Here is a 19,982-nt window from a genome sequence, read left to right on the forward strand (position 1 = left end):
ACCCGCCCGCTCTGTATCGTCTTATCGCTATTGACGCGGGCGGATAAACACCTTCATATTTTTTTCACCTTCTCTCCCAAGACCCGCCGCAATTCGACCATCGCGAGCGTGTCGCGCTTGCAGTAGGCTAACAGTGCTTCCTGAATCCTGGCCCGCTCGATCCAGTCGCTCTCGACAAACACCATCTTGTAGTACTCCGATGCCGCCTGCCCGCCTTCACGAATGTTGAGATCGTCATAGTGCAACGAAGGCACCAGTGCCGGCAGCACCTCCTTCAGCGAGTACGATCCGCCGAACTCCGGATGGTAGTAATGCTCTTTGACAATCGGGTGGAGATCCCAAATCCGTTTCACCAACGCCTTGAGCGCCGTTCGTAGTTCAGGGAGAAACTCCGCCAGTTGCTCGATCACAGATTTCTCATACGGGGAATAGACACAAATACTCCCCTTGCCTCCCAGGGAATCCAGAAGGGATTCGGCCAATGACTTCCGGGGATCAGTCCCTTCTGTGTGGAGGAATTCGTGATGCACGAGTTCGCCGGAAGCCTGCTCGATATGATTCGACCATTGCACCGGCAGCGCTTGATAGGGGCGCGTGCCGGCAAAGCGAGGCACGGCCAGCATGACGGTCTCAAAATCCAGGTGATGGACGGGAAACCGCACGGTCTTGAGCGCGGCTTCCAGCTTCTCGGACACCCACTCCACGTTGTCTTTGACCTTGCGCTGGACGGCAGAAAGCTTCGTGCCATCCGGAATCTCATCAATGGTCACGATGCCCCGCTCGGCAAGTTGGCTGGTGATCTGCTTGGCGCCAGGCAGGTGAAAGATCCACCGCGCAGGCTTCTGACTCGTGCAATGAGCCCAGAAGGGACATTCATAGGGCGAAAAACAATGGCGATCCGGATCAACCACGGGGGCGGCCGGTGACAGTAACATGGTCTTCATCGCGGCTATCCGGTCCGGCACAGTCACTTGCCGCTCCAAGACAATTGAGGAGAGTTCATCGATCGCGAACAGCTCGTTCAACTCGACCTCGCCGCCGGCATAGGTATAGGCGGTATTGATGCGCATGAGATGACAGCTGACGATGTTGAGGCCTGCCCCCACGAGCACGTGGCGCTGCAGCGCCAGATCGTCCAGGTGCACATCCTTCACCTTGGTGGATGACTTGACCTCGATCAAGCGCCACCCCGCCAAAGCTCCGTCTTCGCCTCGCACCCGCTCCAGAATATCCACACGAACGAGGACGCCATCGGCCATGATCGCTGCTTCATAAATCGCCGGGACAGACTCATCCGCCATCAGCGCGTTTGTTTGGGTAAGCGCCGCCTCGGTCTGTCGATACCCGGCTGTTACGAGACGGCCGCCGGGGAACCGGCGGCGCGCCAGCTCACCGACCTCCGTCCCCATATCCAGGATCGCCTGCGTCCCCGCGTCAGGCGGAGTCGCAAGATAGGGCTGATGGATATCGAGATACAGGCGCTTATGACATTGGAGGCCTGAGATATATTTGGATTTCGATAAACGCGGCGTTTTCTGCACGCCGTCTTGCGGAAGATCTGTGGCTTGTTCAGTCATCGTGTGACCCTAACGAACGATGACGTATTTGTCTAGCTGGACATCGCCTCAGTTCTGTAGGATAGGCGCCCATGGGTTTCCGCATCGCCGACATCCGCAAATCTGTGCTCACCCTGGCCCTGCCGGTCACTGTCAGCAGCCTTCTTCAACGAACCGAAGGAATCGTCGCGGTCTTTCTGGTAGGGGGACTCGGTGCGACTCCCATTGCCGCCGTCGGCTTGGGGCAACTCCTGGCGTTCATCGCCACGACGCTGGTCTCGGGCCTCTCGGTAGGCTCCAACGTGATCATTGCCCAGCTGTGGGGAGCCAAACGACATCGGGACGCCGGAGAAGCGGCCCGCCACTTTCTCGGAATTTCCATTGCAGTCTCACTCGCGCTGGCGGCACTGGGGATGACGCTGAACCGGTTCGCGATGGAGGGGTTGGGAGCTGAATCCGGCGTCATTGCGCTGGCGATCCCCTACTCCACGATCATCTTTCTGGTGATCCCCTTCACCGTGCTGCTTCAGGTATTGTCCTCAATCCTACAGGGCACCGGCGACACTCGCACGCCAATGTATGCCATGATCCTGGTCAATCTGCTGCACATCGGCATCGCCTACCCCCTCGTCTACGGATACTGGGGCCTGCCCGCACTCGGCGTCAAAGGAGCCGCGATTGCCGTGGGAATCGCCGAAGCCATCGGCGTCGCCTTCCTCTGGTGGCGCAGTCGCCCTGTTTTGAAATCGTCCGCACACCTCCGACTCGATCTCATTCGAACCATGTGGCATGTCGGCGCGCCGGTTTCTGGCGAGCGGATCGTGCAGCAAGCGGGCATCCTCATCTATACGAAACTCGTGCTGCTGTACGGCACCGTGTCCTATGCCGCCCATCAGGTGGGCCTCTCGATCGAGTCGCTGTCGTTTTTGCCGGGCTATGGATTTGCCATCGCCGCCGCTACCATGGTCGGCCAGAGCATCGGAGCCGGGAAATACACCAGAGCGAAGCTGGAAAACTGGGAAGCCAATCGCCTGGCCATCGTCATCATGGCCAGCATGGGCGTCGTATTCTTCTTCTTTCCCTATCTGCTCCTGCGCGCCTTCACCACCGACGAAGCAGTCATCGAACTCGGTACGGTGTTCCTGAAGATCGTCGCCCTTCTACAGATCCCCCTCGCGCTCACGATGGTCATCGCCGGGTCGCTGCGCGGCGCCGGAGACACCCGGTTCATCATGGGCGCGACGATGGTGGGCATGTGGGGCGTACGTGTCCCGATGGCATTGATCGTTGCCCTCTGGCTCCATCTCTCGGTGTTCTATGTCTGGCTGGCGATGATCGCGGACTGGACCGTGAGAATGGCGTTGCTGCTCTGGCGTTACCGATCGGAACGGTGGAAAGCGATTCGGGTCATCAAGACAACGCGGATAGCATGAGCTGACACCCTCTCAGATTCCCCGCTCTAGCATTTCGTTCGCTCTTCAGCCGGAGGTCTCGTATCCTTTCCGCTGCCCACTCGCACTTCGATCCGACCCACGCCTTTCACATTGGCGCAGAGATCGCCGAGCCCCGGTGTAATCAGACGATAGGGCCCGCCCTTTCCATCGGGCAATGGCTCGCCGTTGAGCTCGTAAAGCAGGACGCCAAAATCTTTGGCCTGTTGGAGCGTGAGCGTAGCCGCATACTTTCCGTCAATTGAATGAAACGTCACATGATCGGCATCAATCGCCAGTGCCGGCACATCGAGCAGGCCCTTCACCTTGATCGCCTTCCCTGTCATACCCGGCATGACGGTGCTGACGTCTGCCACATGATGCTCCACCGGAAGTTGCCGGAGGGCCGCATAATCAAGTGAGACTGGCTGCACCACCGCCCCGTCGATTCGCACGACTCCAGAACCCTTCTGGCCCTGCTCAGTAATCGTCTTGATCATCGCCGTCATCGCCTCGTTCACGGGAGTCGGAATGCCCAACTCTCGCCCTTTCTGCACAATGTACCCGTTCAAATAGGCGATCTCGGTCTGCCGTCCCGCTTTCCAATCGTCGTACATCGACGTGTGAATATCCCGGATCTCCTGCGTAGCTTTGACGACCCGCTCCGCCATATCCGCCGGCAACGGCACCTTGACCGCCGCTGAGACCGCGGCGACTTCATCGACGATCTGATGGATCACCCGCAGCATTTCCGGATGATCCAAAGCCTTGGCCACCTTGTCGTCGATCAGCACCGTGATCGGATTGAAGACGCAGTTCCAGCACATCTTCTCCCACTTGCTCCGGCGGATATCTTTCGAGAGATGACAGGGAATACCGGCAGCCGTGAAAAGCTCCTTGATCTTGAGCACGCGCTCGCTCTCATGCCCCATCAATTCGCCGATCGCCACCGCGCCCTTTTTATAGTGATCGATCACCCCGGGCGCGGCAATTTTCGAATAGATGAAGGCCACGCCGCCGACGACGCAGTCACGCGAGGTGCGTGCGATGATCCGGTCTTCGGTATCGATGCCGTTCTGCAAGGTCAGGATGACGGTCTTCTCCGTCAGCACCGGTTCGATCTGCGCCATGACCTCATCAAGGTCGAACGCCTTCACACCGAGAATAACCAAGTCAGGCTGGGGCAATCCCCTGGGATCCGCCGCGGCCTGCGGATGGACCGTGAACGTCCCGCTCGCACTGCGGATCGTCAACCCGCTCTGCTTCACCGCTGCCAAGGTCTTCGGCCTGAGGAGAAACGACACGTGAGGATTATTCTTGGCGAGATGCGCGCCGAAAAATCCGCCCACTGACCCGGCACCGACCACTAGAATGTTCTTCATGTTCACTCCCTTATTTACGGAGAGCGTACTATAGCAGGCGACCGAACTAGGATAAAATAGTCCGCATGAGTTCCACCCCGCTGCATGAGGCGCAATCCCGCCTCGCATCCGCACAAACCATCACGATCTTGACCGGGGCAGGTGTCTCCGCCGACAGTGGCGTGCCGACATTTCGCGGGATCGACGGACTATGGCGCAATTTTCGAGCGGAAGAACTAGCGACACCGGACGCGTTTGAGCGAGACCCCAGGCTGGTATGGGAATGGTACAACTGGCGACGGGAATTGATTGCCACGAAACGACCCAACGACGCTCACGTCGCCATCGCATCATTGGAATCGCGCCACCTCGATTTCTGGCTCATCACTCAAAATGTAGATGGCCTCCACAGGCTGGCCGGATCTACCCAGCTCTCGGAAATTCACGGCAACATCTGGATGGTCCGTTGCACGGGATGTGGTGCGGTGACAGAGAATCACCAGGTACCGCTACCGCTCCTGCCCCATTGTGGACCGTGCGGAGGGCTCTTGCGTCCTCACATCGTCTGGTTTGGTGAATCCTTACATGAGGACGATCTTGCCCGCTGCGCACAACACCTACAGGCCTGTGAGGTGCTGCTCGTAATCGGCACTTCCGGCGTGGTCTATCCGGCAGCCGGGTTTGCCTCGATTGCAAAGGACGCCGGAGCCACGGTCATTGAAGTGAATCTCGACCAGACTCCCCAATCAGACCTTGTAGATATTTCCTTGCGCGGCCGCGCGAAGGAGCTCGTCCCGCTTTTACTACAGGCGGGCAAGTAGCGGTTGAAGTTGCTCAAGAGACCGAATGCGATGAATCCCCGGTGCGATTTCGGCCTCTGACCGGTCGATGAGTACGCTCGTGAGCCCGGCTTTCGTCGCGCCTTCCACGTCTTCCTTCAGACTGTCCCCGACATGGACTGCATCTTCAGGATCGACAGCGTGCTTCTCCAGCGCCAGGCGGAATATTTTTGGAGCGGGCTTCGCCGCGTGGGACAAACTGGAAATCGTGATGGTGTCGAAATACTGCTCGATGCCCAGCCCCCGCAACACGGGAAAGAGTCGCGAATCGAAGTTTGAGATAATCCCCAGCTCCAATCCCTGTGCCTTGAGCTGACGCAACACCGCTTCCGTCTCAGGGTAGAGCTTCCACGTTCTCGGATCCTCGAAGACCTGAAAGACTTCTTCGAAGAATTCGTCGAATCCCTCAAACATCCCCACCCGATAGAACACATTATGGACGATATCAAACCACCAGAGCCGCTCGCTTTGCTTGAGGGCTGCTGGCTCCGTCAGCGCAAACACAGGAGGCGACGCGTCCTTGAACGCCCGGCTAAAGGCTTGGGTGATAGACACGAGCGATGTCGGTGTCTGCCGAAACCCGTGACGTACGGCGTACTCCAAATAGATCTCGGCGACCGATCCGTTGATGTGAAATAAGGTCTGGGCTGCGTCGAAAAAAATGACTTGGTACGAGGCCATCACTACCGTCCTCTCTCAGTCCCACCATGGGTCAGAAAACGTGCCGGATTGTAAGGCGCTGATAACGTAGAGTCAAAACGAGACAGGATCCCCCGTTTTCTTGACAAAGAATACCCCCCCTGCTAGCTTCGTAATACTTCAATACAATTGGAGAGTTAGGTGTCATCTTCTATTTTCATCGTCGATAGCAGTCCGGCCGTCAGGCGTATGGTTGAGCAAATCTCGACCCCTGAAGGATTTGACGTCGTCGGATTTCAAGATGGTCCCGCAGCCCTCGAAGCGGCCCGGCGCATCAGTCCCGCGTTGATAATTGCCGACTACCACCTCGACAACATCACCTTCTCCGGTTTCTGCAAAGAAGTGAACAAACTCGACAACTTGAGCGAGACCTACCTGATCTCGCTGGTCAATCCAGCCGATCGCCCGGATGAAAGTCTCCTCCGCACACTCGGCGTGAAAGCCTTCTTGAATAAGCCGTTTCAATCAGAAGATCTTCTCGACGTCATCAAGACCCTGCAGCAGAAAGCGCAACCGCAGCAGAATGGCAATCGCCTCAAGCGTCGCGTCTGGCCGCCGGACTCCACATCAACCGATACAGACGATGACAACGCGGTGATGGACCAATTGGACGTCACCGATGAGCAGGAGGATCTCACCATGGACCAGCCGCCGGAATCTACGACCGCCACGAAAGCCGCGCCAGCCGCCGCCGGCCCTGAAGAGGCCATGAAAGGTCTTTTCGGACAGCTGTTGGAGTCCATGACCGAACGGACGGAAAAGCGGATCGCCGATTTGCTCCCGCAAGCGATTGAAAAAGAACTCACGGCCCGTATTCACTCGGCCGTGAAAAAGGAACTGGACGGACAACTGGGAGAAATTCTCTCACAGGAGCAGCTGACCACGATCGTCCACCCCCTGTTGATGCAGGAGCTTCCTTCGTTCATCAAGCAGGAAATGGCCGCCAGCGAAGTCCTGATCCGTCAGGCCGTGTCCGATATCGCCACTCCCGTGATCAAAGACGTGCTGGACCAATCAGTGCGCGAACTGGCCGAAGCCGGCGTGCGCAAACAACTCCCTGAGGTAGTACGGGAACACCTGGGATCAATCGATCTGCTGGTCAAAGAAGAAATCAGGCAGGCGACTCTCAAACATGCCCCGCTCATCGCCGACGATATTGTCCGAGCGACCGCGGAGCAGACCGTCGAACAGGCAGTGCAACGAATCGTTCCTGAACTCGCAGAACAACACATTAAGGCCGAACTCACCCGCCTTACGGCAGCGGAGTAGGCCCCAGGCCTACCCCGCCTTAGCTCTTCTTTCCGGTCCGCTTCCCCTTTTGGCGTGCTTTCACGAGCGCTTTCACACGCGTGACATTCTTGCGGTGCTTCTTGCGGGTCTTCCGATCTTTCTCGCGTCCTCGCGGCATGATGACTCCCTCTAAGGCTGAAAATGAATCGTTGGCTGCGGGCGATTGTATAACACAAGCCAGGCGCAGCCACAAGCTAAGCGGCCGCCCGTTCCCCGCCATCGGCAGACATGCTAAGATGCGCGCTCATTTTTTCACGAAGGACGGGCCATGGCCTCACAACTCGATAAGACCTATGAACCCAAAGCCGTCGAAGACCGCTGGTACCAGGAATGGATCCGTCGCGGCTACTTCCAGGCCTCGCCGCAAAACCCCGGGGCACCCTATTGCATTGTCATTCCTCCGCCGAACGTGACCGGTTCACTGCACGTCGGCCACGCGCTGAATAATTCCATACAAGATATCCTGATTCGCTGGCGCCGCATGCAGGGCCGGAACGTGCTCTGGATGCCGGGCACCGACCATGCCGGCATTGCGACACAAAATGTCGTCGAGAAACAGCTCATGCAAGAAGGCTCCTCACGGGAGACCCTGGGGCGCGACGCTTTTCTCGAACGGGTCTGGCAATGGAAGGCGACCTCCGGCGGCACCATCATCCAACAGCTGAAACGCCTCGGCGCCTCCTGCGACTGGAGTCGCGAACGCTTCACGATGGACGAAGGGTTATCGAAGGCGGTTCTGGAGGTCTTCGTCCGGCTCTACGAAGACAAGCTCATTTATCGGGGCGAGCGGTTGATCAACTGGTGCCCCCGCTGCCTGACGGCACTCTCCGACATTGAAGTAGAACACGAGGATATCAAGGGCAAGCTCTACTCCATCGAATATACGTTGGCTGAAAATCCCGACATCCGTCTGACGGTTGCCACCACGCGACCGGAAACGTTACTCGGCGATACGGCCGTGGCCGTCCATCCGGAAGATCCGCGCTACAATCATCTAATCGGCAAACAGGTCCGGCTGCCGCTCACCACGCGCGCCATCCCGATCGTCGGCGATGCAATCCTCGTCGACCGCGAGTTTGGAACCGGCGCGGTCAAGATCACCCCGGCGCATGACTTTAACGACTACGAAGCCGGAGAGCGCCATCAGCTGCCACGGCTCGCTATTCTGGATCATCAAGCGCTGCTCGATCCCGCCGGCATGCGGAAAGCCGGAGCCGAACCTGCCGTGATTGAAATGCTGCAGGGGCTTCCCGTGATCAAAGCCCGGCCGAAAGTGGAAGCGGTCCTCCGCGAGCGCGGCATCCTTGCCAAAGTCGACGACCACAAGATGGCCGTGGGGAAATGCTATCGCTGCAAAACCGTCGTCGAGCCCTACCTGTCGCCCCAGTGGTTCGTCGACATTAAGCCGCTCGCAGAGCCGGCCATCAAAGCCGTGGAAGACGGACGCATCCGTATCATCCCCGAAGGCTGGACCAACAACTATCTCGGTTGGATGCGTGACATTAAAGATTGGTGTATCTCCCGGCAAATCTGGTGGGGCCATCAGATCCCCGCCTGGTACTGCCTGGCCTGTAACTCCAAGCACATCGTCACGACGACTCATACCTCGCCTTCCGGAACCCCTGTCACCAGGATAACTATTCTGCAGGGCGCGATACCGATCGTCGGGAAATCTGCCCCAAGCACCTGCCCCACATGCACAGGACAGGATTTTCTACGCGACCCCGATGTTCTTGACACCTGGTTCTCCTCCGGCCTCTGGCCGTTCTCCACGCTTGGATGGCCGGAACAGACTCCGGATCTCAAGGCCTACTATCCGACGGCCACCCTGGTGACCGGTCTGGATATTCTGTTCTTTTGGGTTGCGCGCATGATCATGCTGGGCTTGAAGTTCATGGGCGATGTCCCGTTCCGCGACGTCTACATCCATGCCCTCGTCCGCGACGCCGAAGGACAGAAGATGAGCAAGTCCAAAGGCAATGTGATCGATCCATTGCACGTCATGGAACAATTCGGGACCGACGCCTTGCGCTTCACCCTCGCCTCCATGGCCTCTCCCGGTCGCGACATTAAACTGGCGGAAGAACGCATCGAAGGCTATCGCAACTTTGCCAACAAGATTTGGAATGCCGCCCGTTTTGCCCACATGTATCTCGACGGAGCGAAGGAGGCCCGACCGCCGAAAGACCGCTCCTTCCCCGACCGATGGATTCTCACCCGTTTGAACGACACCATCCGTGTCGTTGACCAGGAACTGGAGGCCTATCGATTCGATCGAGCCGCCAGTGCGCTCTATCAATTCTTCTGGCACGAATACTGTGACTGGTATCTCGAGCTGATCAAGCCGGTCCTCCAGGACCCCATGCACCCTGAAGGCCCTTCCACCCGTCACACGTTGTCGGAAACGCTGGAAGTCTGGCTGCGACTCTTGCATCCCTTTATGCCGTTCCTCTCGGAGGAGATCTGGCAAACATTGCCACACCAGGGCGAGACAATTGTGCTGCAGGCCTACCCGACGCCGCGGGATGAGTGGCATGATGACGCAGCCAATGAGGCCTTCCACCTCCTCGAACGCAGCATCGGCTTGCTGCGGACCGCACGCGTCTTGCTCAACTATCCACCCGGCAAGCCAATCAATTTCTTCGTGACGCATGATGACCGGAAGACCGTCTCCACACTGCAGACACTGAAGACCGACCTCGCCCATCTCGGGAAAGGATCGTTGACACTGACAGCCAACACCGAATGGCCGACGACCCAGATTCTTCGGCTCGTGACCGAAGGGCTGACCGTAGGGATTACCGTCGAGGGCGACGTCGATCTCAAGAAAGCGCTCGATCGACTCCTCAAGCAGATCGCCGAAGTCGAGAAAGAAGGGCAGCGAATCGAGGGCAAGCTGAAGAGCGCGGACTTCGTGGCCAATGCCCCGCCCGCGGTCATTACGGAGCATCAAGAGCGGGTGCGCAGTCTCACCCGTGATCGCGCCATGCTGATGAGCAGCGAACAACAACTCCGTGCCATGCTGGGAGCTTGATCGATGATCCAACTTCCCGCCGCCGATATCCGCCGGACCGTGCGTGCCGGACTCGAAGAAGACCTCGGAGAGGGCGACCTCACCACCACGGCCCTGTTCTCCAAACCGGTCCCGGCTCAGGCCTCGATCATCGCCCAACAACCGATGGTGGTGGCCGGACTCGCGGCGGCCGTACAGACCTTCCTGATGGTCGACCCCTCGCTCCGGCTCACGACGCATTCCCATGACGGCGACCGCATCCCCACCGGCGCGGCGCTCCTCGACATTGAAGGGGACGGCCGTTCGATTCTCCAGGCGGAACGGGTCGCGTTGAACTTTCTCCAACATCTGTCCGGAATCGCGACGCTCACAAACACGTTCTGCCAAGCAGTCCGCCACACCCCCGCTCGAATTCTCGACACCCGGAAAACTCTGCCAGGCTGGAGATCATTACAGAAATGGGCGGTCGCACTAGGGGGCGGCACCAACCATCGTTTCTCGCTCGGCGATGGCCTGCTGATTAAAGACAACCATCTCGCATTGCTCCAGAAAGGCACACAAGGCGTCCGTACAGCCTGCCGACTCGCCCATCGTGACACCTCCCGCACGGTCCCGCTGATCGTGGAGGTGGAATCGTTGGCGGAGGTTCGCCAAGCCGTCGCCGGAAAAGCCGACATCATTCTCCTCGACAATATGACCCCGGCGATGGTCAAACAAGCTGTTGCCCTGATCCGGCGGCGGGCCATCGTGGAAGTCTCCGGCGGCATTACGCTCAAGAACGTGCGGGCCATGGCGCAGGCCGGCGCGGATCGCATTTCGATCGGCGCCCTCACACATTCGGCCCCTGCCGCCAACATGAGTCTGGAACTGACGCCGGTCCGCCGTCCACGGCGGCGACGTAACTAAGCCGTGTCCGCCTCCTCTTCTCCTCTCACACTCGACGACATTCGCAGCACTCTTGCGACCAAACGATTGGGCCAGCAGCTGCACATTCACCAATCCCTAGCCTCGACAAATTCAGAGGCCATGTCGCTCGCACAGGATGGCGCAAAGGACGGCACCGTCGTGATTGCAGAGGCTCAATCGGCCGGACGGGGCCGTCATGCGCGAACATGGTTCTCCCCGACGGGATTGAACCTCTCCTGTTCGATCATCGTCCGCGGTCTGGGCCGAGGACTTTCCCTGGCGGACTGGCTCTCATGGGTTCCCTTGACGACGGCACTGGCGGTGGCCGAGGCCGTGCAAACCGTCGCCGCCACATCACTCGCGCTGAAATGGCCAAACGACCTCCTCTTGGACGAACGGAAAGTCGGCGGTATTCTCTGTGAAAGCTCGCTGGCTGTCCCAGACAACCCCATCGTGGTCATCGGAATCGGACTGAACGTGAATGTCCCGGGCGAAATGTTTCCCAACGAATTGCGGCCGATCGCGACATCACTGTTCGAATCCTCACACCGGCTCATTGACCGGAACAGGCTGCTTGCGCAGCTCCTCCTGGACTTGGAACAGAGCCTCGATGAGTTGCGTGACCATGGCCCATCCCGGTTACTGCAGGCCTACATACGTCGTTGCACGACCCTCGGTCGACAGGTTCGCGTGGTCCTTGGGGCCAATGAAGAACTCCTCGGAACCGCCGTCGCCATCACCGCCGACGGGACATTGCAAGTTAAACCCTCCGCAACCGCTGCTGGTATGGACAAGGCTCTCGTCGAGGTCCGGGCGGGCGATGTGATTCACGTCCGAAGCTAGCGAAACCGCCAAGACACGAAGTACAATAGGCAGCATGTTACTCGTCATCGATATCGGCAATACCAACGTCGTGTGGGGCATCTTTGAAGGCTCGACGCTGGTGGCCCATTGGCGGTTGGCGACGGATCCGAAGACCACGGCCGATGAGTATGGGGTGCTCTGCCTGAACCTCCTGGCCCGAAGCGGACGCACTCCTCAACAGGTCACAGACGCCATCATCTCCAGTGTCGTGCCGGCCCTCACCGGCACCTTTGACGCCATGGTCGAAACCTACTTTCACCGCACGCCTCTGGTGGTGTCGTCGGAAATGGATGTCGGCCTCACGCTCAAGTATGCCAATCCCAAAGAAATCGGCAGCGACCGCATCGTGAATGCCGCCGCGGCCTATCATAAGTACAAGACCGACCTCATCATCGTAGATTTCGGCACGGCCACGACCTTCTGCGCCGTCACTCAAACCGGGGAATATCTCGGCGGGGTCATCGCCCCGGGCATCGGCATCTCGGCTGAAGCGCTCTTTGCCCGGGCCGCCAAACTCAGCAAGGTCGAACTCGCCCGTCCCAAAACCGTCATCGGCACCGATACCGCCAGCAGCATTCAGGCCGGTCTGCTCTTCGGATATGCCGGACTCGTCGATGCGCTCGTCCGGCGCATGGAACAGGAACTCGGGCGGACATGCCTGGTCATCGCAACGGGAGGTCTGGCCTCGGTCATCGCTCCGGAGACGACCTCCATTAAACGCATCGAGCCGTTACTGACCCTTGAAGGCCTGGAACTCCTCTACCGCCGGGCTCGCGGAACCTCATCCTCAACGTGGGCCTAGCCGTCACGTTATCCCCATCATTTTTCTCAGAAATTTCTTTCCTCCCCCGTTGACTTCCACTTCCTTATGGATATCTGCACCCCTGTAGAGGAAGAATAATGAGCGACGATCAAGACAACACCAATACAATTGACAACTTAGAGAACGGAAGCACCACCGACCCAGGTCAGGACGGCGGGATGCAGGTCGTCCTTGCCGCCAAAGAAGACGAGTGTAAAGCGCTGAACGAAAAGTACCTGCGCCTCGCGGCCGAGTTCGAGAACTATAAGCGCCTGGCCCAACGAGACCAGCGTGAGCAGATCAAGTTCGGAAACGAACAGCTCTTGAAAGAACTCCTCCCGGTCGTCGACAACATGGAACGAGCCATTAAGGCGGCCCATGACAAGGGAAGCAGTGCGGCCTTAGTCCAGGGTGTGGATCTCACCTTGAAACAGTTGACCGGCGCCCTTGGCAAATTCGGCGTACAAGCCGTTGAGAGCGTGGGGAAGCCGTTTGACCCGGGATCCCATCAGGCCGTCTCTCAAGTGCCATCGGACCAGGTTCCCAGCGATCACGTTCTCGACGAATTTCAAAAAGGCTATCGTCTGCACGACAGAATTCTCCGCGCAGCGATGGTCAGTGTGTCATCTGGTCCGGCAGAGGCCGATAGTTAGCCTCCGGGAACGAACAAACCATCGGGTTTATTTAGACGCAGATATCGGGAAGGAAGGAGTTTACTCATGGGCAAAGTTATCGGCATCGACCTCGGCACCACCAACTCATGCGTCGCGATTATGAGCGGCGGCGACCCCGTCGTCATCGCCAATGCAGAAGGCGCACGTACCACCCCGTCCATCGTCGGCATCACCGAGAAGGCGGAGCGGCTCGTCGGCCAGATCGCCAAGCGCCAGGCTATCACCAACCCGGAAAATACGATTTTCTCCGTCAAGCGCCTCATGGGCCGCAAGTTCAAGAGCCGCGAAGTTCAGGAAGCGATGAAGCGGCTCCCCTACAAAGTCGTGGAAGCCGATAACGGCGACGCGCATGTCGTCATCCGCGGCAAATCCTACAGCCCGCCGGAAGTCTCCGCGATGATTTTGCAGAAGATGCGGCAGACGGCGGAAGACTATCTTGGAGAAAAGGTCACGGAAGCGGTCGTGACCGTCCCGGCCTATTTCGACGACAGCCAGCGCCAGGCGACGAAGGATGCGGGTCAGATCGCGGGGCTGAACGTCTTGCGTATCATCAACGAACCGACGGCCGCATCGCTGGCCTATGGTCTCGACAAAAAGAAAGACGAGCGGATCGCCGTCTACGATCTCGGCGGCGGAACCTTCGACGTCTCCGTCCTCGAAATCGGCGAAGGCGTCTTCGAAGTCAAGTCCACCAACGGCGATACCTATCTCGGCGGCGACGACTTCGATCAGCGCGTCATGGATTGGCTCGTCGACGAATTCAAGAAAGATCAGGGCATCGACCTCAAGAAAGACCGGATGGCCTTGCAGCGGCTGAAGGAAGCCGCCGAGCGCGCCAAGATCGAGCTGTCGTCTTCGCCGGAGACGGAAATCAATCTGCCGTTCATCACGGCCGATGCCAGCGGCCCCAAGCACATGGTCATCAAGTTGACCCGGGCGAAACTGGAGCAACTGGTCGACGACCTGATCCAGCGCACCATCGAACCCTGCCGCAAGGCTTTGTCCGATGCCGGCGTCTCCGCCAAGGATATTCAGGAAGTCGTGCTGGTCGGCGGAATGACCCGCATGCCGAAGGTCATTCAAGTCGTGAAGGAGTTCTTCGGAAAAGAGCCCCATCGCGGCGTCAACCCTGACGAAGTCGTCGCCATCGGCGCCGGCGTGCAGGGCGGCGTGCTCAAGGGTGAAGTGAAGGACGTGCTGTTGCTGGACGTCACCCCACTCTCCCTAGGCATTGAAACATTGGGCGGCGTCTTCACGAAGCTCATTGAACGCAACACCACCGTCCCGACCAAGAAGAGCCAGGTCTTCTCGACCGCGGCCGACAACCAGACCGCCGTCACCATTCGCGTCTTCCAAGGCGAACGGGAAATGGCGAACGATAACAAACTGCTCGGCCAGTTCGATCTGGTCGGTATTCCGCCCGCACCACGCGGAATGCCGCAAGTCGAGGTGACCTTCGATATCGATGCGAACGGCATCGTGCACGTCTCGGCGAAGGATCTGGCGACGCAGAAAGAGCAGTCGATCAAGATCACGGCTTCCAGCGGTCTCAGCAAGGAAGAAGTCGAAAAGCTCGTCAAGGACGCAGCCTCCCATACCGAAGACGACAAGAAGCGGCGCAAGCTGGCCGAAGCCAAGAACCAGGCCGATAACCTGATCTATCAGACCGAGAAAAATCTGACAGAGTACGGCGACAAGGTCGATGCGGAAGAAAAGACCAAGATTCAGGATGCCGTGGCGGCGTTGAAGACGGCTCTCGAAGGGACCGAACCGGACGCCATCGAATCAGCCACCCAGACCCTCATGACCGCCTCGCATAAGCTGGCGGAAGAGATGTATAAGAAAGCCGCAGCGACCGCCGCACCGGGATCGGGAGCCGATGCGTCAGCCTCGGCTGAGACCAAGACCGATGAAAAAGTCGTGGATGCGGAATTCGAAGAAGTAGACAAAGAGAAGAAGTAGTTTACAATAACGTCAGAAGTGACCGAGTTTCCTCACGGAGGGAACTCGGTCTTTCTCTGCTTTTCACCCGGTACGAACTCCTGTGTCAAAACGCGACTATTACGACATTCTCGGTGTTGAGAAGACCTCTTCCGACGAAGAGCTGAAGAAGGCCTATCGCAAGATGGCCCGTCAGCACCACCCCGACCTGCACCCGGGCGACGCCCAGAAGAAAGACGCCGAAGCCAAATTTAAAGAAATCAACGAAGCCTACGAAACGCTGAGCGACCAGGAAAAGCGCAAACGCTACGACATGTTCGGACATGCCGGCGGCCAGCAGGGACAGGGCTTCGACGGGTTCAACGCAGGCGGCGGATTCGGCGACGTCTTCAACGACATTTTCGAAGACTTCTTCGGCGGCCAACGCGGCGGCGGTCGCGCTGAGCGCGGGAACGACCTGCAATACAACCTCGAGCTCACCTTCGAGGAAGCCGTCTACGGGAAAGAAGCCAAGCTCAAGATTCCGCGTTGGGAAACCTGCGGCGATTGCAAAGGGACCGGCGCAAAATCGGCGGCCTCCATTAAGACCTGCCCCAGCTGCAAAGGGGCCGGCCAGCTCCGCTTCCAGCAGGGATTCTTCAGCGTCAGCCGCCCCTGCGGCCAGTGCGAGGGAGCCGGACAAATTATCACAGAGCCTTGCGGGACCTGCCAAGGCCGCCAGCGAGTCTATCGGGAACGCACGATCGCCGTTCACATTCCCGCCGGGATTGAAACCGGCATGCGTTTACGCCTCACCAATGAGGGCGAGCATGGCGCAAACAGCGGCCCCCCTGGCGATCTCTATGTCGCCGTCACCGTCAAGCCCCATCCGGTCTTCCAGCGCAAAGGCGTCGATATTCTCTGTGATGTACCGATCAACTTCATCACGGCCACGCTCGGTGGAAAGATCGAAGTCCCGACACTGAAGGGCAATACCGTCATCAAGATTCCAGCCGGCACACAATACGACAAAGTGATGCGCCTCAAAGGACTCGGGATCCCGAGCCTCAAGGGTGGGCAAACCGGGGACCAGCTCTACGCCATCAAAGTCCAAATTCCCACGAAGCTCACGGCTCGACAGAAAGAACTGCTGACCGAGTTTGCCAAAGAGAGCGGCATGGTCATGGAAGCCGACGGCGACGGCTTCTTCGATAAGATGAAGACCTTCTTCGAATAGCGCCGACGCACTCGGTTCGTTCGACCGACTGAGCCCTCCATGCCTGTGTTTTTCCTTCCCCCCGACGCCATCACGACGCCCACTATTACCGTGCCCCCGTCGCTCCAGACGCATTTGCGGGACAGCCTTCGGCTGGAGCTCGGCGAACAGATCTGGGTCTGCGACGGACAGGGCACTCGCTACCTGATGGAACTCACGCGCGTCACCAAGCAAGAGTTGACCGGACACATTCTCAGCACCAGCCAGGAACCGGTACGTACCGCTCCCCGCCTGCGCCTTGCCCAAGCGCTGCTCAAGGGTGAAAAGATGGATTGGGTGATTCAGAAAGCCACGGAGCTGGGTGTGAGTGAAATCATTCCGCTCCAGAGCCGGCACACCATCGTGCAACTCAGGCCGGAGCGCCTCGACGCGCAGCTCGCCCGCTGGCAACGCATCGCGCTGGAAGCCGCCCAACAATCTGAACAGTGGCACCTGCCTGTCATCGCCCAACCCCAGACTCTGGCTGCATGCCTGGCCAGCCACTCTGCTCCGGCACTCTCGCTCATCCTGACCGAACGGCGGGAAGGGAAAAGCTTAGACAGGATCGAGCTTCCTGAGGGCAACAACGAGTCTGTCTTGGTACTGATCGGACCTGAAGGCGGATGGTCGAAAGAAGAGGTGGCGCAGGCTGAACAGGCCGGCTCCACACTGATGACGCTCGGACCACACATTCTGCGGGCCGAGACCGCTGCCATTGTTACCGTAGGGATTCTACAGAGCCGCCTGGGAGCCCTGGGCTAGGAAACGTTTCTACTTACCAGCCTGCAGATGCACCACCGTCCCGTTCTCCCCGCTCGCCCAACCGTGGGAAGCATCGGAAAAGGTCAGACCAAACAACGAGACCGGCGCAATGGGCGTGCCGTCACTCCACGAATAGCCCGCGTCCGTTGTGCGATACATCATGCCCCGCTCGCCGACAATCCATCCATCTTGAGGACTGGTGAAGCGGACCTTCAACAGATCGATCACCTTGGTGCAGGTCTTCCCGCAAGGCAACGTGCGATCCACCCACTTGGCGCCGCCGTCGTTCGTTTGAAAAAGCGCGCCGGCATTGCCGACCGCCCACCCGGTCGATTCGTCAGTAAAGAAGACATCGAAGAGTGTCACCGCCCCCTGCGAGACCTGCGGCACCCAGGTACGGCCACCGTCGCGGGTCGCTAAGACGGTACCGAGCGCACCCACCGCCGTCCCTCGTTGGGCATCGAGAAACTGCACGGCGTACAGCGCCGCACTCGTCCCGCTCGCCTGTTCAACCCAGTGGGCGCCGCCGTCGGTCGTATGGAGAATCGTGCCCCCGCCGCCAACCACCCATCCGTGGGTCGCCGAAGGAAAATGAACCCCGTACAGCGGTTGCTGTGTTTCCAGCGGACGCCCAGTCCAGGTCTCTCCTCCGTTAACCGACTGCCTGAGCGTTCCAGCCGATCCCGTGACCCATCCGGTTTTCCCATCGATAAAGTAGAGACTCGTCAGCAACGCCGACGTCCCGCTTACCTGCTTCTTCCATTTCTTCCCGCCGTCAGTCGTGCTGAACAGCGCGCCGCCGGAACCGACCGCCCAGCCGAGCTTGGCATCCTTGAACTGCACAGCCATCAGCGTCATTGGCGTGTTGGTCTTCTGAAGAGTCGCAAGCACGGAAGGCTCCGCACTCAGGGCTAATCCCGGCATGAACAGAACAACCGACATGCAGACACAGAGGACGGTCCTCATCACACCTCGGTAACTTCCCACAACCATTCCCCTGTTCTCCATTTATTGGTTCGTGCTGGCATCGGGGCGGTTATTCTCCCAATAGCCTTTGTCGGGCAGTCCCTTCGCCTCGATCGTAAACGACCCGGCCTCAATGGTCAGCCATTGCTTCTGCGAGCAGCACGTGCCGTCCGGCAACACATCCCACGAGCCCCGCCGGACCACCAGCGGGCCGGTGGAGAGATCGTCGAAGAACGCCCCGCGCTTCCCGATCCCGTACAAATTGCGATGGGGGACTTTCACGACAATCTCGGTATCGGTCCAGGATTGGACGAGGGCCGCCGCGCCATTGAAGAGCACCTCCGTCCGCGAGACGTTGGAGATGACCGTGTTCCCGGAATCCGGCTCATTGATCTCCACATCCAGCCGCCGCTTATAGGCCTTCTGACTCAATTCCAGCCCGGTATGCTCCGCCGTCTTCAGGAACGTGCCGAACCCCTTGCCCTTGATCGTCACCAGATCGTCCAACCCGGCGGACTTCGGCGTATAGGAGTCCACCACCGGGGTGACCAGCGTAAAGGGGCCGGCTTCGGTGACGAGTTCGCCGCGCTCCTGACAGCAAGACCCATCGGCCTTCGGCTTCGTTGCACTGCGGTAGATTTTGACCGGACCGCTCTTCACACTGAACGGCACCCAGACATCGATCCGGTCGTCGTGCCACCGGTAGATCACTGCCGGCACGCCGCCGATCTCGACACGATTCTCGCCCTTGTTGAAGTCCATGAAACTGTAGGGCGTGGACCCGCTTTCGGAGTAGAACCCGAAATGCTCGCCATTGATCCGGAGCAGCGTGCCGATCGGGGCACTGGCCGGCGTCACGGGCAGGGCCTTGGGCACATGGACGGTAAACGTCCCCAGCGCCCGTTCTTTTCCCTGCCGTTTCAGCACCAGCGGCCCGGTGTCGGCTCCGAGCGGCACATGCGCCACGATCACATCGTCTTTCCACTGGGCGATCGTCGCGAGACTGCTGCCGATCACCACGGCATCCTCGGCCCCTTTGGTGCCGAATCCCTGGCCGAACAACACCACCTTGGTGCCGACCGGCCCGCTCATCGGATCGACCCGGACACTGGGCACCAGCGCGAGCGACACGGCATTGCTCGTCACATAGTCGACCGGCGCGCAACAGGAGCCGTCGGGCAAGGGATCGGAGGAGGCCAACCGCACGACGACGTCCCCGGGCGCGGCATTCGTGGGAATCTCGACCTCGATCTGGTCGTCTTTCCACCGGCGCGGCCGCACCACGACGCCGCCGATCACCACATCGTTCACGCCGAACATCGTATTCGGATCGCGCGCGCCGGCCGTGGCGCCGAAATGCTCGCCGGTGATCGTGACCAGCGTGCCCCGTTCGGCCTCGGTCGGGGTGATGGACTGAATACGCGGCGTCACCACCGTGAACGTCCCGGCGGAGAGTTTCTTCTTCCCGATCAGCATCTCGACCGGACCGGTCGTGGCCTTGAACGGCACCTTCACCTCGACCAGGTCGGATTCCCAGCGCTGAATCAGCGCCGGCATCCCGGCAAAGGTCACTTTATTGAACTGGACGGATTTGAACGCGCCCAACCCTTTGCCGCTCACGACCACCGTCGATCCGGGGGTCGCA

The 19,982-nt window shown here is 59.3% G+C and carries 16 protein-coding genes; 11 read left to right on the forward strand and 5 right to left on the reverse strand.

Translation table 11 applies throughout. From position 1 onward, the window contains the following. Positions 1–53 precede the first annotated feature (53 nt). Positions 54–1,577, reverse strand: a complete 1,524-nt coding sequence (locus Q8N04_03875) for a DUF2779 domain-containing protein (protein ID MDP3089788.1) — start codon at positions 1,575–1,577, stop codon at positions 54–56. 71 nt (positions 1,578–1,648) lie between these two features. Here Q8N04_03875 and Q8N04_03880 point away from each other — a divergent pair, with 71 nt between their 5' ends. Beyond that, positions 1,649–2,989, forward strand: a complete 1,341-nt coding sequence (locus Q8N04_03880; GenBank protein ID MDP3089789.1) for an MATE family efflux transporter — start codon at positions 1,649–1,651, stop codon at positions 2,987–2,989. A 26-nt stretch (positions 2,990–3,015) separates the two neighbouring features. On the opposite strand, the gene Q8N04_03885 is transcribed toward Q8N04_03880, so the two are convergent. Continuing rightward, positions 3,016–4,368 (reverse strand): 2-dehydropantoate 2-reductase, encoded by a 1,353-nt coding sequence (locus Q8N04_03885; GenBank protein ID MDP3089790.1) that lies wholly within the window; start codon positions 4,366–4,368, stop codon positions 3,016–3,018. Between the two features lie 65 nt (positions 4,369–4,433). Between Q8N04_03885 and Q8N04_03890 the strand changes: the two genes are divergently transcribed. Beyond that, complete coding sequence (locus Q8N04_03890) at positions 4,434–5,168, forward strand: NAD-dependent deacylase (protein MDP3089791.1); 735 nt, start codon at positions 4,434–4,436, stop codon at positions 5,166–5,168. Here Q8N04_03890 and Q8N04_03895 read toward each other — a convergent pair. Further along, positions 5,151–5,867 (reverse strand): HAD-IA family hydrolase, encoded by a 717-nt coding sequence (locus Q8N04_03895; GenBank protein ID MDP3089792.1) that lies wholly within the window; start codon positions 5,865–5,867, stop codon positions 5,151–5,153. The two genes, Q8N04_03890 and Q8N04_03895, sit on opposite strands and share 18 nt — an antisense overlap. A gap of 159 nt (positions 5,868–6,026) precedes the next feature. Here Q8N04_03895 and Q8N04_03900 point away from each other — a divergent pair, with 159 nt between their 5' ends. The 9 genes from Q8N04_03900 to Q8N04_03940 all read left to right on the forward strand — a co-directional run bounded on the left by Q8N04_03900 (position 6,027) and on the right by Q8N04_03940 (position 17,371). Then, positions 6,027–7,154, forward strand: coding sequence for a response regulator (locus Q8N04_03900; protein ID MDP3089793.1), 1,128 nt, complete (start codon positions 6,027–6,029; stop codon positions 7,152–7,154). 289 nt (positions 7,155–7,443) lie between these two features. Continuing rightward, positions 7,444–10,209, forward strand: a complete 2,766-nt coding sequence (locus tag Q8N04_03905) for a valine--tRNA ligase (protein MDP3089794.1) — start codon at positions 7,444–7,446, stop codon at positions 10,207–10,209. A gap of 3 nt (positions 10,210–10,212) precedes the next feature. Continuing rightward, the gene (nadC, locus tag Q8N04_03910) at positions 10,213–11,094 is read left to right on the forward strand and encodes a carboxylating nicotinate-nucleotide diphosphorylase (protein MDP3089795.1); all 882 of its coding nucleotides are present in this window, start codon (positions 10,213–10,215) and stop codon (positions 11,092–11,094) included. Positions 11,095–11,097: 3 nt separating this feature from the next. Then, positions 11,098–11,937: a biotin--[acetyl-CoA-carboxylase] ligase gene (locus Q8N04_03915; GenBank protein ID MDP3089796.1), complete on the forward strand. Its 840-nt coding sequence runs from the start codon at positions 11,098–11,100 to the stop codon at positions 11,935–11,937. Between the two features lie 34 nt (positions 11,938–11,971). Beyond that, positions 11,972–12,760, forward strand: coding sequence for a type III pantothenate kinase (locus tag Q8N04_03920; GenBank protein ID MDP3089797.1), 789 nt, complete (start codon positions 11,972–11,974; stop codon positions 12,758–12,760). Positions 12,761–12,858: 98 nt separating this feature from the next. Next, positions 12,859–13,413, forward strand: coding sequence for a nucleotide exchange factor GrpE (grpE, locus tag Q8N04_03925; GenBank protein MDP3089798.1), 555 nt, complete (start codon positions 12,859–12,861; stop codon positions 13,411–13,413). A 66-nt stretch (positions 13,414–13,479) separates the two neighbouring features. Continuing rightward, on the forward strand, positions 13,480–15,396 hold the full coding sequence (gene dnaK, locus Q8N04_03930) for a molecular chaperone DnaK (GenBank protein ID MDP3089799.1): 1,917 nt from the start codon (positions 13,480–13,482) through the stop codon (positions 15,394–15,396). 82 nt (positions 15,397–15,478) lie between these two features. Continuing rightward, positions 15,479–16,591, forward strand: a complete 1,113-nt coding sequence (dnaJ, locus tag Q8N04_03935; GenBank protein ID MDP3089800.1) for a molecular chaperone DnaJ — start codon at positions 15,479–15,481, stop codon at positions 16,589–16,591. A gap of 39 nt (positions 16,592–16,630) precedes the next feature. Continuing rightward, positions 16,631–17,371, forward strand: a complete 741-nt coding sequence (locus Q8N04_03940; GenBank protein MDP3089801.1) for a 16S rRNA (uracil(1498)-N(3))-methyltransferase — start codon at positions 16,631–16,633, stop codon at positions 17,369–17,371. Positions 17,372–17,380: 9 nt separating this feature from the next. Here the strand turns inward: Q8N04_03940 and Q8N04_03945 are convergent, their stop codons facing one another. Both Q8N04_03945 and Q8N04_03950 read right to left on the reverse strand, forming a co-directional pair. After that, positions 17,381–18,313: a YCF48-related protein gene (locus Q8N04_03945; protein MDP3089802.1), complete on the reverse strand. Its 933-nt coding sequence runs from the start codon at positions 18,311–18,313 to the stop codon at positions 17,381–17,383. A gap of 66 nt (positions 18,314–18,379) precedes the next feature. Then, positions 18,380–19,982, reverse strand: a 1,603-nt coding sequence (locus Q8N04_03950; GenBank protein ID MDP3089803.1) for an IPT/TIG domain-containing protein, incomplete at its 5' end; no start/stop codon positions are given.

The sequence above is a fragment of the Nitrospira sp. genome, from assembly GCA_030692565.1.
GTDB lineage: Bacteria > Nitrospirota > Nitrospiria > Nitrospirales > Nitrospiraceae > Nitrospira_D.

Bases quoted from the DNA above. Each gene is read 5' to 3' on its own strand.
- Q8N04_03940 (MDP3089801.1), top strand. From the start codon at position 16,631: ATGCCTGTGTTTTTCCTTCCCCCCGACGCCATCACGACGCCCACTATT.
- Q8N04_03880 (MDP3089789.1), top strand. From the start codon at position 1,649: ATGGGTTTCCGCATCGCCGACATCCGCAAATCTGTGCTCACCCTGGCC.
- grpE (MDP3089798.1), top strand. From the start codon at position 12,859: ATGAGCGACGATCAAGACAACACCAATACAATTGACAACTTAGAGAAC.
- Q8N04_03920 (MDP3089797.1), top strand. From the start codon at position 11,972: ATGTTACTCGTCATCGATATCGGCAATACCAACGTCGTGTGGGGCATC.
- Q8N04_03885 (MDP3089790.1), bottom strand. From the start codon at position 4,368: ATGAAGAACATTCTAGTGGTCGGTGCCGGGTCAGTGGGCGGATTTTTC.
- Q8N04_03895 (MDP3089792.1), bottom strand. From the start codon at position 5,867: ATGGCCTCGTACCAAGTCATTTTTTTCGACGCAGCCCAGACCTTATTT.
- Q8N04_03890 (MDP3089791.1), top strand. From the start codon at position 4,434: ATGAGTTCCACCCCGCTGCATGAGGCGCAATCCCGCCTCGCATCCGCA.
- Q8N04_03945 (MDP3089802.1), bottom strand. From the start codon at position 18,313: ATGTCGGTTGTTCTGTTCATGCCGGGATTAGCCCTGAGTGCGGAGCCT.
- Q8N04_03905 (MDP3089794.1), top strand. From the start codon at position 7,444: ATGGCCTCACAACTCGATAAGACCTATGAACCCAAAGCCGTCGAAGAC.
- dnaK (MDP3089799.1), top strand. From the start codon at position 13,480: ATGGGCAAAGTTATCGGCATCGACCTCGGCACCACCAACTCATGCGTC.
- nadC (MDP3089795.1), top strand. From the start codon at position 10,213: ATGATCCAACTTCCCGCCGCCGATATCCGCCGGACCGTGCGTGCCGGA.
- Q8N04_03875 (MDP3089788.1), bottom strand. From the start codon at position 1,577: ATGACTGAACAAGCCACAGATCTTCCGCAAGACGGCGTGCAGAAAACG.